We start from the raw sequence: 14,656 nt of genomic DNA, 5'->3' as shown, positions 1-14,656 counted from the left end.
TTGATCTTGGTTTATCATCTCACTGTCACGACCGTCACACCGAACTACTGATCGTTATTCATTGCCCATAGCAAATTCTTCGCTGTAATTGTTCCAGTTTAATTTGGTGCGGCAAGCAGCAAAAAAATCCACATCCAGCGGATGCAGCAGCGTCAAACGATTGGGATGTTTGCCAATCACTAGGCGTTGGTTTTGGTTAAGCGGTACAGACGGCTTGCCATCGGCACTGACCATCGGTTGGGTGCGGTTGTCTTTGTTGATACGAATTTTAATTTCGCTATTGCCACTGACCACAATCGGACGGCTAGACAGGGTGTGTGGGTACATCGGCACCAAGCAGACCGCGTCAAGCTTGGGGTGCACAATCGGACCACCGCCTGATAAGGCATAAGCGGTAGAACCTGTTGGTGTGGCGGCAATCAAGCCGTCACTGTGCTGACGCGACACGGCTTGTCCATCAATGGTTAGGTTAAAATCCAACATGTGCACCGATTTGCCTGCATGCAGCACGATGTCGTTTAGCGCCATATCTTCATAAATCACATGCGCGCCTTGGCGAATCTCCATTTTGAGCAAAAACCGATGGTCTAGCTGATACGCGCCGTTTAGGATATCGTGCAGCTGTTGGTGCAGTTGTTCGGGGTTGATGTCAGTCAAAAAGCCCAACCGCCCACGGTTCACGCCAACCACAGGCACAGGGTATTTTGCCAAAACCTGCGCGGCGTGTAGCATTGAGCCATCACCACCAACCACAATCACCAAATCACACGCACCGCCCAGCACGCTGCGCTCAATCAAGGTCACATCGCCTAGCCGTTCGACCGATAGCGCAGGCAGACGCGCGGTGGTGCAATCCACCCACACTTGCAAACCTTGCGCATGGCAAAAATCACAAATTTGATAAATACTTTCAATATTACTGGTTTTATTGGCGCGTCCCATCACGCCAATGCGACGAAAGGCGGGGTTGCGAATGCGGCTTGTAGTCATAAGGCAAGCGTTTGGCTGATGAAAGCCTGTATTTTAGCACAGTTTTGGCGGATTTTTTGGTCGGTGGTCGGTTTTGCTGGTCTCAATTTGCTATTACCAAATGCAATTGACTAGCGTTACGTTTTGTCACAACAAACGGCTATACAAATAGGGTTTAGCTTGCTATGGTAGCACACAATAACCGCAAGGGATTTTTGGCAGATAAATCTTGCAAAAACAGCAGGATAACACCATTAATAAGCTTAGGCGGTTTTATTTTTGCCTAGTAATGGGATGTTAATTTTTTTTGATTAGAGGATGGATTATGGCAAATCCAATTATTTCTCGCGCTGAGTTTACGGTCAGCAATCAGCCATTGACGGCGCGCGGTGTGGCAAACAAAACCGCGTTTTTGCTGGCGATTTCGGTGATATCGGCGCTGGCCTTTTTTGGCTACTGCGTATCAGCGCGTATTTCATACGGCTTTATCAATGCGATGTCATTGGGCAGTATTTTGTTGGCGTTTGGTCTAAGCGTGTTTATCGGTTTTCGCCCACACATGGCAAAAACTTTGGCTATTCCGTTTGCGATTTTAGAAGGGGTGGTAGTCGGTGCGATCTCGTTGTTTACGGCACGGTTAGACCCAAGCCTACCTGTGACGGCCATGTTATCGACCTTTGCCACAGGTGCGGTGATGCTAGCGTTATATCGCGCGCGCGTGGTCAAAGTGACGCAAAAATTCCGCTCTATCATGGTATCGGCAATTTTGGCCGTGATGGTGGTGTATTTGCTGCAAATTTTCTTAAGCATTTTCTTTCATAACTCAATCCCTGGATTGTTTGATGGTGGCGCATTAGCGATTGGCTTTAGCCTGTTTGTGGTGGTGCTCGCCTCATTTAGCCTGTTGTTGGATTTTGACAACATCGAGCGCGCGCAAGCGGCAGGTGTGGATGAAAGCTATGAATGGGTGCTTGGCGTGGGTGTGCTATCAACGCTGATTTGGATGTACTTAGAAATCACGCGCTTGCTTGGTTATCTACAAGACTAAGCGATTAGCTTAATGATATTTTTCAAATATATCTAAAAAACCTGCCAATTCGGCAGGTTTTTTTGTTGGCAATGCCTGATGGGTTAAGTGCGTAAGGTCTGCACGCCATCGGCAGTAGCTTTAAGCACGATATCCGCGCGATTAACGGCAAAAATACCATTGCACACCACGCCAACGATGTTGTTGAGCCGTTGCTCCATTGCCAACGGGTCGCGCACATCAAGCCCGTACACGTCCAAAATCACGTTGCCATAATCGGTGACAAAGCCCTCACGATACACAGGCTCGCCGCCCAATTCAACCAACTGACGGGCAACATACGAACGCGCTTGCGGTAAAACCTCAATCGGTACGGGAAAGTCCACCCCAAGCTGATTTACGGTTTTGGATGCATCAACCAAACAAATAAACTGCCGCGAGGCGGCGGCAACGATTTTTTCACGGGTCAAAGCACCACCGCCACCTTTAATGAGGTGGTGCTGGCTATCCACTTCATCCGCGCCATCAATGTACAAATCCAGCGTGCCTGTGAGGTTTAAGTCCATCACTTCAATGCCAAGTGCGGTTAGTTTTTCAGCGGTGACGTTTGAGCTTGCCACCGCACCTTTGAGCTGTACTTGTGGCAACAAGTCAATCAAGCAATTGACTGTGCTACCCGTACCTACGCCCAAAATCATACCTGTCTCGATGTACGCCAGCGCGGCTTGGGCGGCGGCTTGTTTTTGTTGTTGTTGGTTGTCAGTCATGGCGTTACCTATCATTGAGCGGTGAAAACATTTGCCAGTATAAAGAACCCATTGCGTGAGCGTCAAGCGGCGTTGTGCAAGCAAAATCTCACATGATGCACAAAAAAACTTGCAAGCCCACAGCGAAACGCCTACCCTATCTTATTTTAAAACCGTTGGCCGCCATCATCGCTAGGATGGCAGCAAATAATGCCAAATGATTGGGGTGAAATATGTTAGCAGATTGGGTGCGGTTAATTTTACAAGCCACGGTGTATGAGGCAGCGATTCGAACACCGCTTGAGCCTGCCAAACGCCTGTCTCAGCGGCTAGACAATGAGATTCGCTTAAAGCGTGAAGACTTGCAGCCTGTGTTTTCGTTCAAGCTGCGTGGCGCGTATAACCGCATTAGTCAGCTGACAGCCGCAGAACAGGCGCAAGGTGTGATTTGTGCATCAGCAGGCAACCATGCCCAAGGCGTGGCATACTCTGCCAGCCGTTTGCAGCTGCCCAATGTGATTGTCATGCCAACCACCACACCCGACATCAAGGTTGAGGCGGTTAAGGCATTGGGCGGTAATGTCGTACTACACGGAGATAGCTTTGATGAAGCCAATCGCTATGCCATCGCGCGCGCGCAAGCTGATGGCTTGACGTTTATTCCGCCCTATGATGATGCATTGGTGATTGCAGGGCAAGGCACGATCGCGCTTGAGCTGATGCAGCAATGGCGCGCGCTCGATTATGTATTTGTTGCCACAGGCGGCGGCGGTTTGTTGGCAGGTGTGGCGGCGTTTTTGGGCGAGGTTGCACCGCATGTCAAGGTGGTGGCAGTCGAGCCTGAAGAAGCAGCGTGTTTGCAAGCTGCGTTAACAACGGGCGAACGCGTGCGCTTACCGCAAGTTGGGCTATTTGTCGATGGCACAGCGGTGGCACAAATCGGCGAGTTGCCGTTTGACGTGGTGCGCATGCCCAAATCTGACGGCACAGGCACGGTGGTTGAGCCTGAGGTCGTGACGTGCAGCAACGATGAAGTGTGCGCCGCCATCAAAGACGTATATGACGAGACACGCAGTATCGTCGAGCCTGCGGGCGCATTAGCGGTGGCAGGTATGAAAAAATACATCGCTGAGCATGACTTACATGGCAAACGTTGTGTGACGATTTTGTGCGGCGCGAATATGAACTTTGACCGCTTACGCTATATCGCAGAGCGCACCGAGATTGGTGAGAAAAAAGAGGCAATTTTTGCCGTCACCATCCCCGAGCAGCGCGGCGCGTTTTTGGCGTTTTGCCAAGCACTCAATGGGCGTAACATCACCGAGTTTAACTACCGTTTGCACCATGCCGAAGCCGGGCTACCCGATGGTGCGCAGATTTTTGTTGGCATCGGCCTAAAAGGCGGTGCAGCAGAGCGCAAGGCGTTGAATGAACTTTTCGCCCAAGCCAATTATGCCGCGGTGGATTTGACAGATGATGAAGTCGCCAAAACCCATATTCGCTATCTGATTGGCGGGCACGCTTGCCTGCCTGATGAGCAGCTACTGCGAATCATGTTCCCCGAGCGTCCAAGCGCGTTGCTCAAGTTTTTGACAACACTGGGACAAGATTTTGACTTTAACATCAGCCTGTTTCATTACCGCAACCACGGCGCGGCAGAGGCACGCGTTTTGGCAGGGATTCAAATGCCTGCCGACAGCGTTGGCGATGTGGTCAGCAAACTGCAGCAAATCGGCTATGATTGTGAGGTCATTACCGACAACTTGGGCTATCAGCTGTTTTTACGCTAAATCAATCACTTGAAAAAAGCTGATCTAAAAATCATTGACTAAAAAACGGATTGCCAATACCAAGATTAGCAAGCCGTTTTTTTGGCTAGACCTTTTAACAATACTTAAGCGCTAAGCTTAGGCGCTGAGCTGATCCAAATCAATATACTCATCAACCAGCGGTGCCAAATCAATCTTCACGCCCAAATTAACCAAATTCCAATACTGCCCAGACAGCGTACGCTCAAGCATTAGCGTCAAAGGCGACGGCTGAAACTGCTGCCAGTATTTAAGTGACTGCTTGGCTTGCTCAACGATTTGGTGATGCACTTGACTATGCTCAAAATCAAACGGCGCGTGTTGAGCCAAATCATACGGGGGATTGTGTAAATCCGTAAACCCGTACGGTGCAAGAACAAGGTTTAACCAATTGTGATAAAACGGTTCGGGCAGTGGTTCGGGCGTTTTTTTTAGCCCCAGTGTCACCAAATCCGCGTCAATCGCTGACGCGTCACCACGCAGCGCGTCACAAGCAATTTGATAAAACTGGCGCACCTCAGCATGGCTATAGGTTTTGATGCCGCCAAAATCATACGCCACCACCGTACCATCGGAGCGAAACGCAAAATTGCCAGGGTGTGGATCGCAATGCAAGCGATACAGCTTAAACAACTGCCCTGCACTAAAATGAAACAACCGTGTGGCGATTTGTTGCTTGATGTCATTATCCCACGTTGCCGCTACCGACAACGGTTCGCCACGCTCTTCAGACAGCGTCAATACACGGCGGCTTGAATGACTGGCAAAGACCCTAGGTATCACAATGCCTGCATCATCGCGATGAAACTCACCAAAAATCGCTAAATTTTGCGCCTCCTTTTGATAATCCAACTCATCGACCAAGCTATCGCGCAATTCAGCAAAAATTTGGTCTTGCAATGCCTTGTCAATTTTTAGCACACCAGTTAATTTGAGCGCAAGACGCACTTGTTTTAAGTCGCTGTCGATGTGCGCGTCAATATCGGGATATTGCACCTTAACCACCACCGCTTGTCCATCAGGCAAGCGCGCGCGATGCACCTGCCCAATGGACGCAGCTGCAAACGGTTCTGGCTCAAATTCGGCATACAACGTTGCCAATGGCTGACCCAATTCGCGCTCAACTTGCTGCTCAATAACATCAAACGGCATAGGCGGCGCGTCATTTTGCAATTTTTCTAAGGCTTGCGCGATTTCGGGCGGAAAAATGTCTTTGTATTGTGAGGCAATCTGCCCAACTTTCATCGCCGCGCCTTTCATCTCGCCCAGCGTATTGGCGATTTGCACGCCGACTTGGGTCAGCATTTCACTGCGTGCGTCTGCCTTTTGTTCCTCGCTGCCCGTGGCATGGCGGATAGCAGTTTTGGCGGCTTGCCCTGCAATGTTGGCGGTCATGCCTGCCAATTTAAGTAAGCGTTTTTTAGCGGTCATACTATCTTTATTATCAAAGGGTTGGTGATACTATCGCGCAAAACTTGGTGCAAGTCAAACGCCAAACGCGTGCGCCTTACACATGCAAATCATACCCACAACGATCACAAAAATTTGCCTCACGCGCATGACCAAACTTACCGCAATTTGGACAACTCACAGGCTGCAATTGTGGGCGCATGGTCTTATTCAATTCTGCGGTAAACAATCCCGTTGGCACAGCAATGATAGAATAACCCATAATCATCACCATCGATGCCAGCGCTTGCCCAAGCGGCGTTTTGGGTGAAATATCGCCATAGCCCACCGTCGTCATGGTGACAATCGCCCAATAAATACTGACAGGAATACTGGTAAAGCCGTTATCCGCGCCCTCAATGCTATACACAATCGAGCCGATAATCGTCACCAAAATCAGCACCGAGATAAAAAACACAATGATTTTTTGCCGACTACTGCGCAGTGCCATCATCAAAAAGCCCGCCTGCTGCATGTAATCGGTAAGTTTTAAAATCCGAAACACGCGCAAGATACGCAAAATACGCACCACAAGCAGCGACTGCACGCCTGCCATGCTGATAAACAAGCCCAAATACGTCGGCAAAATCGACAAAAAATCGACGATACCAAAAAAGCTTAGCGCGTAACGCCAACGATTGGGCGCGGCAAACAGGCGCAGCAAGTATTCAACAGTGAATAAAATGGTAAAAAACCATTCGGCGTAATAAAAGTAGGTGCCGTATTTAAGACGAAACACCAGCACGCTATCGAGCAGTACCACTGCCAAACTGGTGATAATCGCCACCAACAGCAAAATATCAAACGCCTTGCCCAACGGCGTGTCTGTGCCATCGATAATGACATGAATAGCATGGCGCAAGCCTTGTTCATCATCGCGCAAGCTATCAAAACGCAAGACACCAAAACCCGAGCGGCGTTTGCGTTTGGCAGGCGCGTCAGGCACCCAGACGTGCTCCGCTTCGCTGTCTGCGTCATCTGTGTCAAACAAATCGCTATCGTCAAGCGTGTCGCGCTGATCAGCGGTACTGGCGGTACGTGGTGGCTGTTTTTTGTTTGAGTTTTGGTTTGAATTCGTGCGTGATGCCAAGCCGATTTACTCCCACACCGCGCCTATCGCGCAACCGATTAACGCTGCCCATCGTGTCTGCATATCCACATCGATATATCCACGTCGATATAGCCACATCAGTCAATTTTTTAATCATTTTTTAAATAAAAAAATCAAACTGACCAAATCCGACGCCAAAACGTGATATAGGGCGCATACGTTATTTGCTCAATTCGTGCAAAATTCACCCCATACCCCCTTTTACCAAGCAAGGTACGTCGTTTATAATATCGCCGTTTTTCACATCGCGTTTTTGCTATCGCTGGTGCAACATACTAGCACGTTTGGAGGAAAAAATCACATGGCAGGACATTCTAAGTGGGCAAATATCAAGCACCGCAAAGCCAAACAAGATGCCGCCAAAGGCAAAATTTTCACCAAAATTATCCGTGAATTGGTGTCTGCAGCAAAACAAGGCGACCCCGACCCTGCCAGCAACCCACGTTTGCGTGCTGCTGTCGAAAAAGCCTACTCTGCCAATATGACCAAAGACACCGTCAAACGTGCCATCGAGCGCGGCGCAGGCGGTGGCGAAAACGACAACGTACAAGAAATCACCTATGAAGGCTATGGCTTAGGCGGTGTGGCGGTTTTGGTTGAAACCATGACCGACAACCTCAACCGCACCGTGGGCGAAGTACGCCACGCCTTTAGCAAAAATGGTGGCAATCTTGGTACATCAGGCTCGGTGGCGTATTTGTTTAGCAAACGTGGCGAAATCACCATCAGCGACTTGACATTAGAAGACCGCGTGATGGAGATTGCGCTTGAAGCAGGCGCGACCGACATCGAAAATGATGGCGAAACCTTGCTGGTCATCACCGAACCTGACAGCTTTGGTGCGGTCATGGACGCGCTTGAGCAAGCCGAAATCAAACCTGAAAACGCTGAAGTTACCATGTCCGCCTCGACCTCGGCAGACATCACCGATATTGAAGACGCCAAAAAAATCATGCGCATGATTGAAATGCTTGAAGACTTAGACGACGTGCAAGACGTTTATACCAACGTCAATTTTAGCGACGATATCATGGTCCAGTTGGATGCTTAACGCCCAACACGCTGAGCATTTTGTTATCCGCCCAATCAAACCCGTGTCTGTGCTGTATGACGCGACGGCATGGGTGTTTGGATGATCGCAGCAGGGCATCTTGCCACCTCAAGTAACTCAGCATTTGGATAAAGTGTGACAAACACACGCGCAAAATCACTATCATGCCACAATGGCGTGCTGACATCCGCCGCCAAGACGCCATTTTCTTGCTGCTCATTGGTATGAATCAACAGCCAAACCGCATCTAATTTGCGCCGCGATTGATACGCATCGACCTTGCTGGCTTTTTTTGCCATGACCGCATCAATATCACGCTGGCAAATCAATGAATCAATCGGTACACCGCGGCTATCCGCCATATCCTCCAAAAACGCACGCGGCAAAAAGCGCATGGTATGGGCAACCGTTTGCTGCACGCGATTGCCCCACGTGTGGCGGCTATGTTGTGCCAAGGGCTGTGCAGAGGTGGCTAACACACACGCGGTATTCGCCCAAAGACCAAGCGGCGTGTTATTGATTTGTGCTTGCCACGTCAAATGCTTTGCTGCCAACGTCGTTGGGTGAAAACGGCTATAAAACTGTAAGCACGATTGCCAGTACCAACGTTTGAGCATCAAATTATCATTGCCCAAGCGGTCACGCAAGCGCGGCAAGGTAGTCAGCTCAATGCCAATATAATATTCACCGCCTGATTGTTTAGCAAAAACGCACGTAAAATCAGGCTCTTGTCCATCATCTTGCCCCGAGATGGTCTTAAGTGGGTGCAACTGCGCCAACGCCAAAAAATGCGCCAAATACACCCATTCGCGCTGACGTTTGAGCTGCTGCTGTGACGTGGGCGATTTGACAACTTTACTTGCCGAAGATTGCGACGACATACACCAAACTCTTTAACCAAAAATTTAACAAACGTCTAAATCAACAAACCAGATCAGCGCCCAAACGCATACCGCATAACAATCGCTTGGGTAAAATTGGCTTACTGTAGCACATAAATAAGACAGTTTTGTTTAAAGCATTTTTGGCAAGCTGTTGGCAATTTTTGATAGCCTTTTGGCAAAAAAACCATCTTAACCCTTGCAAATTTACGCACAAGTCCCATATAATAAACAATCTAATTGGGGATGTTCTGGCTTCGACGCTGGTAATGAAACTCAATGAGGCATGTCGAGAGAGTATGTCCTCTCGTAAATCAAATATACATTAAACTAGTCGCAAACGACGAAACTTACGCTCTAGCAGCCTAAGGGCTGTTTGGGTCGCCACTGATTGTCTTTGGTCAGGTTGGTCACCCCGAAGCGAACGTACAAAGAATCGGTCAATACGTTGTCTTGCCGTATTGGCTTAAATCTTAAAGACTCGCCCTTGCTATCCTGACTGTCGGTTCAGTAAGGGTTAAAGCCATAGACAGAATCTAAACATGTAGATTCATGAGCGTAGTGCTGGCGGACGCGGGTTCAACTCCCGCCATCTCCACCAAATTATTAAAAACCAATGGCTAATTAGTCATTGGTTTTTTTATTGCCTACTAGGACTGGCTAGCAGTTAGTTCGCTTAACCGTCAGATCGCTTTGCAAAAAATGCCATAAAATAAACCATATAGATAGATTTTTCTGAATAAATAATAACGCAAATTATTATCTTTATTAGCATCTTTGTTAGTTACATAATTAAACATAAATATTACCAAATTTATTAAATTCTGTCATAAAAATGTCATGTAGAAAGAAAAAGTAGGTCAAACTACTACCGTATTTACCAAAACTTATTTGTTCAGTAACTATTATAAAATTATAATTCACGCTCCTAAAGTTAAATTAATCAATCCCCGATTGGCGGATATTTTGTGATTTTTGGTTAGGCATTGCGCCACAACCCATCACAACATATTACGCCAAACAACCAGTTAAACCGAACAAGTCAGCGACTGTGAATGTGTTTTTTTACAGGTACCGCTATGGGACTTGGATAGCGTGAGCTTTAGGTTAAGTGCTATTTTAAGCAGTGAGGTATGGCTGCTTAACACGCGAGGTTTAAACGACAAAAGGAACGTTTGATGAAATATCTTTTGGCAAGTCTGCTGCTTGTGACAACAGCAAGCCAAGCCAGCGTGGTATCATGGTACGGCAAGCAGTTTCACGGCAGAAAGACCGCTTCAGGTGAAGTTTTTAACCAAAATGCCCTGACTGCAGCAAGCAATTCGCACAAAATGGGCAGCAAGTTAAAAGTCACCAATCGGGCAAACGGTAAAAGCGTCGTTGTACGTGTGACAGATACGGGAGGTTTTGGCAAATACGGTCGCGCATTGGATTTATCGCGCGGTGCGTTTAGCAAAATCGCAGATTTATCAGCAGGTATCGCACACGTTGATATTCAAGCTTTAGACTAATGACAAATTGGTCGGCGTTTGCCAAAAAGAGACGGCTCTAAGCTGTCTCTTTTTTATTGTGGGCAGTAAATACTATATCTAACCTGTAAAATCGGCCGCTTGCCACTGTGTCGTATGCACCTGCTGGTCAAGATGGTTTTGTAAAGCAGGCAAATTAAAGCCGTCTGACTCACTCACAAAGCTAATACTCAAGCCTTGATTGCCCGCCCTGCCCGTACGCCCAATACGATGGACATAATCGTCAGGATTATCAGGCAAAGTATAATTGACCACGCAAGCCACGTCATCAACATGGATGCCGCGCCCTGCCACATCGGTGGCAACCAAAATATCTGCCTTGCCATCACGAAATTGGCTTAAATAGCGTTCGCGCTTGTTTTGAGCGACATCACCCGATAGCATCACCACCGAATACTGCCCATGAATGCGGTTGTATAAGGTACGCACTTGGTCTTTACGATTGGCAAAGATAATCACCTTTTGCTCGTGATAATGCTGCAAAATGGTTTTTAGCGCGTCTAGCTTGTCTTGATCAAGCAAGGTATAAAAACGCTGCTCAACGTTGGCACTGGTTTTTTGTTCAGGCGCAATTTCAACGAATATCGGGCGATATAACCAGCGATATGCCAAATTCATAACATCTTGATTAAACGTCGCTGAAAATAATAACGTTTGCCGATGGGTATTAGGCGGCATCATACGGATCAAGCGCTTGATATCGGGGATAAATCCCATATCTAGCATACGGTCGGCTTCATCTAGTACCAACAATTCAATACGATCAAGAAACACCGCATGCTGATGGCACATATCAATCAGCCGTCCTGGGGTCGCAATGATGATATCAACAAGCTTGTTTTGTAGCTGACTAAGCTGTTTGTCGTAATCAATGCCACCAAGTAAGCATACCGTGTGTAAATCGGTGAACTGGGACAGCTGTTGGCAATCTTGGTAAATCTGTTGGGCAAGTTCACGCGTCGGTGCCAAGACCAGTGCACGTGGCTCGCCTAAATAACGTTGCCCGTCTTTTTTTGCGACAAGTGGGTTTGTGAGTAGTTCTTGAATGACAGTCAGTAAAAACGTTGCTGTTTTACCTGTACCCGTTTGTGCTTGTCCGATCGCGTCTTGTCCTGCCAGTGTATTAGGCAAAATCTGCGCTTGGATGGGGGTTAGACGCTCATAGCCTAAACGCTCAATGGCTTTGAGCAGGGCGGGCACCAATGGCAACTCATGAAAAAATTGGAACACAATGACCTTAATTGACAACAAATCAAAGTAGGCTTGATTAGCTGGGCGTTTTGTATACCGCCAACCTTCGCGCTATGATTTTTAAATTTATTACTAGGCGGACTAAAATCGTCCAATCGCGTTCTACTAATGATTACAAACGCATGGACAAGGGCATTGTCACTTGACACTACCCTATTGTTATACTTATATTTTATATCATGAATTTACTGTTAGTAGTAAATTTCAATCTATTTAGTCAATTTTGGTGACTTCTTCGGCTTGTAGGCCTTTTTGGCCTTCCACCACGGTGAATTCTACTTTTTGACCATCTTGCAATGAACGGTAGCCATCACCTTGGATTGCGCGGAAATGAACAAAAATGTCCTCACCGCTGCTACGTTGGATAAAACCAAAGCCTTTCGAGTCGTTAAACCACTTTACCACGCCTTGTTCACGAACTGACATAATAATTTCCTCAAATTACTGCTAATTAGATTTGCTAACCTTTGTTAAAGGCATATTGTCTTAAAAATAGCTCTGCTGCGATTGGTAGTTTTGCATGGGCTAAATCAGGTAAATTTGCCAGTCAGCAATATCTAAATCTACTCTTCTACAATGTTCGCGCGCGCGATCTCAACAGTACCACACAAGATACACAACGTTGGCGTTGCATTGTAGTCTGCAAGCATAATAGCATGGGTTTTTTACAAAACAAAGAAATTTTGTGTTTTTTTAGCAAAATTGTTGCACGAATCACGACAAATGATGACAGCGCATTGACACGTTGGCAAATAAGCGATAAATCGTGTGCTGGGCGTGGTTTGATACAAGCAATTAACACCTTGCCCTGCTGTATGTGCCAGTAAGACACCAAGATGCTTGGGCGTGATGTCACTTAACACATTTTTTCCAACAGCATCAAACAAACGACTGTCACAGGCTTGGCGTTGTTTGAGCAGACATTCCTTTAAACACCACAACAGCTGACGCGCTGGTGCTTGTTGCGCCTTGGCAAGAGTAGCAAGCCAACTATTTTCAGCGGCATGAAAAAACCGCCGCGCAACCGCTGTTGAGACAGGCTGATCTTCGATATCAACGGCTAACTTGGCAAATGGGGCGATTAGCACAGCGATCTGCTTACGGCTATGGCTAAAGCTGACAAAATAGTCTGGCGTTATGTCACTTTGCTTGGTGTGTACCAAACGATAGGGCAAGCTATCATCGGATAACTTGCCCTGTAGCCCAATTTTGGCTTGTAGTTTTGCCAGCAACGTGCGACAGGCAGCAGAACCTGCGGTTTTTTCTGCCTGCATTGGGTAGCTGGCTAAGATATCAATTGCTAGATAGGCATGGCAATTTTGGGCATCAGCTGCCGTTTGAGCCACAGGGCTGATATTTGACACAGGGTCGATCTCAAACGCCCACCAATGCACAAACCTTGCCTTATCCAGTCAGTTTTGGTTACCAGTTAATTTGCTAAAAGTTTAGTAAGATAAGACCGCGCGACGATTTTTTGCCCATGCCGCTTCGTCGTGTCCTGGGTCGGCAGGTTGTTCCTCACCATAGCTGACAGCTTCGGTACGGTCAGCAGCAATGCCTTGGCTGGTCAGATAGTTTTGGGCAGCGCGAGCACGACGCTCACCCAATGCCATGTTGTACTCACGGCTACCACGCTCATCGGTATGACCTGCAATCACGACACGCGCGTTTGGGTTGGCTTGCAAAAATTGCGCTTGTTGCGACAACACCGCTTGACCTTGTGCGTCGATATCGCTGCTATCAAAGCCAAAATACACCACATCGCCCATGCTACTGGCATTTGCAGCATTGACCACTGCTGCGCTGTTATTGACCAACGCGCCGCCGTCATAATACGCGCTGCCATTTGTACCTGTCACACCCATTGGCGCAACAACGACTTCTGAAGTCGGTTTTTTGGCAGAACAGCCTGTCAAAGCCGCAGTAAGGCTGACGCAAGCAATGGCAGACAAACGCAAAGCAGAGGTAGGTAAAAATTGCATGGCGATTTCCTTGAATATCAGGGCACTTAAAATCACAAAATATGGCTTGCTAAGCTAGCACTGTTCATACTAAGTAGTCAAATATTGACTTCCTCCCCAAAGTGAGGGGATTCCTTCTACAAGACGGTCAAGCCCGACCGCAAACCTAAGATAGTGGCAACCGCCCGTACAACACACCGTACATCTTAGGTTCTTATTTTAAGCTAATCTTACCGTTAGGATTGTCGTAGACACAAATTAACTTAAGCGTGTGTTTGAAAACGTCTTACCAGTTAAGTTACTGCGTACTCGCAATTTAGTCTTAACTTAACTGTGGACGGTAAGACATTAAATACAATGAGATGCGTGTAGCAAAACTTATCGCATTTAACCATTGCCTTATAGCCACCGCCCAAAATCGGTGATTTTAGGGCAACGGAGGATAAACCACAGTTTTGCTATAGAGTAATAGAAATGCTAGGCTTTTGTAAACATGCTTGAGTCAAATTTTTTGCGCGTTCGTCGGTAAATTTGGCAAAACATGGCAAAATATTAACGCCAATAGCGCAAACGATTGAGCACAAACAAAAACGCCACAAACATACCCAGATAATACGCCAATTTAAGCTCAAATGTTGGATCACGCAATTTAAAGGGCAAGGCAACCACCGTCACCCCTGTCGGAATCCATAGCAGCATAAACGCCCAATAATCCAGCACATCAACCCAGCCCTGCAAGTTATTGCCATGCCGCAGTTGTGACAAGCCCAATAACACACAAGCACCGATTAACAAATTGATCAATGCTTTAGGCAAATTAACAGGATAAATCGAGTAGTGCGTAAAGGCAGGTTTTGACATATTGATGACTTT

14 protein-coding genes and 1 other RNA gene are annotated in these 14,656 nt (G+C 47.3%); 5 read left to right on the top strand and 10 right to left on the bottom strand.

The features are described from left to right. Window positions 1–54: 54 nt before the first annotated feature. Entirely contained in the window at window positions 55–990 is a 936-nt protein-coding gene (locus MA2_RS05765) for an NAD(+) kinase (protein WP_067057847.1), read from the bottom strand. 304 nt (window positions 991–1,294) lie between these two features. On the opposite strand from MA2_RS05765, the gene MA2_RS05760 reads away from it, so the two are divergent. Next, entirely contained in the window at window positions 1,295–2,017 is a 723-nt protein-coding gene (locus MA2_RS05760; protein ID WP_067057845.1) for a Bax inhibitor-1/YccA family protein, read from the top strand. Window positions 2,018–2,100: 83 nt separating this feature from the next. Here the strand turns inward: MA2_RS05760 and rpiA are convergent, their stop codons facing one another. Then, window positions 2,101–2,763: a ribose-5-phosphate isomerase RpiA gene (gene rpiA, locus MA2_RS05755; protein WP_067057961.1), complete on the bottom strand. Its 663-nt coding sequence runs from the start codon at window positions 2,761–2,763 to the stop codon at window positions 2,101–2,103. 212 nt (window positions 2,764–2,975) lie between these two features. Here rpiA and ilvA point away from each other — a divergent pair, with 212 nt between their 5' ends. Further along, window positions 2,976–4,532 carry a threonine ammonia-lyase, biosynthetic gene (gene ilvA, locus MA2_RS05750; RefSeq protein ID WP_067057843.1) on the top strand — a complete coding sequence of 519 codons (1,557 nt, stop codon included), beginning with the start codon at window positions 2,976–2,978 and terminating at the stop codon, window positions 4,530–4,532. Window positions 4,533–4,649: 117 nt separating this feature from the next. Here ilvA and MA2_RS05745 read toward each other — a convergent pair whose 3' ends face one another. Together MA2_RS05745 and MA2_RS05740 are read right to left on the bottom strand one after the other, a co-directional pair. Then, window positions 4,650–5,981 (bottom strand): ABC1 kinase family protein, encoded by a 1,332-nt coding sequence (locus tag MA2_RS05745; protein WP_067057841.1) that lies wholly within the window; start codon window positions 5,979–5,981, stop codon window positions 4,650–4,652. 76 nt (window positions 5,982–6,057) lie between these two features. Next, window positions 6,058–6,882 (bottom strand): ion transporter, encoded by an 825-nt coding sequence (locus tag MA2_RS05740; RefSeq protein WP_067057959.1) that lies wholly within the window; start codon window positions 6,880–6,882, stop codon window positions 6,058–6,060. Window positions 6,883–7,411: 529 nt separating this feature from the next. Here MA2_RS05740 and MA2_RS05735 point away from each other — a divergent pair. Then, window positions 7,412–8,161, top strand: coding sequence for a YebC/PmpR family DNA-binding transcriptional regulator (locus MA2_RS05735; protein WP_067057839.1), 750 nt, complete (start codon window positions 7,412–7,414; stop codon window positions 8,159–8,161). Window positions 8,162–8,196: 35 nt separating this feature from the next. Here the strand turns inward: MA2_RS05735 and MA2_RS05730 are convergent, their stop codons facing one another. Further along, window positions 8,197–9,042 (bottom strand): hypothetical protein, encoded by an 846-nt coding sequence (locus tag MA2_RS05730; RefSeq protein WP_067057837.1) that lies wholly within the window; start codon window positions 9,040–9,042, stop codon window positions 8,197–8,199. A 242-nt stretch (window positions 9,043–9,284) separates the two neighbouring features. Here MA2_RS05730 and ssrA point away from each other — a divergent pair. After that, window positions 9,285–9,643: a transfer-messenger RNA gene (gene ssrA, locus MA2_RS05725) on the top strand. 577 nt (window positions 9,644–10,220) lie between these two features. Beyond that, entirely contained in the window at window positions 10,221–10,553 is a 333-nt protein-coding gene (locus MA2_RS05720) for a septal ring lytic transglycosylase RlpA family protein (RefSeq protein ID WP_067057834.1), read from the top strand. Window positions 10,554–10,631: 78 nt separating this feature from the next. On the opposite strand, the gene MA2_RS05715 is transcribed toward MA2_RS05720, so the two are convergent. The 5 genes from MA2_RS05715 to MA2_RS05695 all read right to left on the bottom strand — a co-directional run bounded on the left by MA2_RS05715 (window position 10,632) and on the right by MA2_RS05695 (window position 14,644). Then, window positions 10,632–11,801, bottom strand: coding sequence for a DEAD/DEAH box helicase (locus MA2_RS05715; protein ID WP_067057957.1), 1,170 nt, complete (start codon window positions 11,799–11,801; stop codon window positions 10,632–10,634). 234 nt (window positions 11,802–12,035) lie between these two features. Continuing rightward, a complete protein-coding gene (locus MA2_RS05710; RefSeq protein ID WP_067057832.1) occupies window positions 12,036–12,248 on the bottom strand; it encodes a cold shock domain-containing protein in 213 nt (70 codons plus the stop codon). A 239-nt stretch (window positions 12,249–12,487) separates the two neighbouring features. After that, on the bottom strand, window positions 12,488–13,216 hold the full coding sequence (locus MA2_RS05705; protein WP_067057828.1) for a 4'-phosphopantetheinyl transferase family protein: 729 nt from the start codon (window positions 13,214–13,216) through the stop codon (window positions 12,488–12,490). Window positions 13,217–13,267: 51 nt separating this feature from the next. Next, window positions 13,268–13,804, bottom strand: a complete 537-nt coding sequence (gene pal, locus MA2_RS05700) for a peptidoglycan-associated lipoprotein Pal (protein ID WP_067057826.1) — start codon at window positions 13,802–13,804, stop codon at window positions 13,268–13,270. Between the two features lie 531 nt (window positions 13,805–14,335). Continuing rightward, window positions 14,336–14,644 carry a hypothetical protein gene (locus MA2_RS05695; protein ID WP_067057824.1) on the bottom strand — a complete coding sequence of 103 codons (309 nt, stop codon included), beginning with the start codon at window positions 14,642–14,644 and terminating at the stop codon, window positions 14,336–14,338. Window positions 14,645–14,656: the final 12 nt, after the last annotated feature.

Origin of the sequence: Moraxella atlantae NBRC 14588, from assembly GCF_001591265.1 — a bacterium.
Taxonomy (GTDB): domain Bacteria; phylum Pseudomonadota; class Gammaproteobacteria; order Pseudomonadales; family Moraxellaceae; genus Faucicola; species Faucicola atlantae.
The sequence above is the reverse complement of the archived record's forward strand: the minus strand, read 5'-3'. Positions and strand labels throughout refer to the sequence as shown.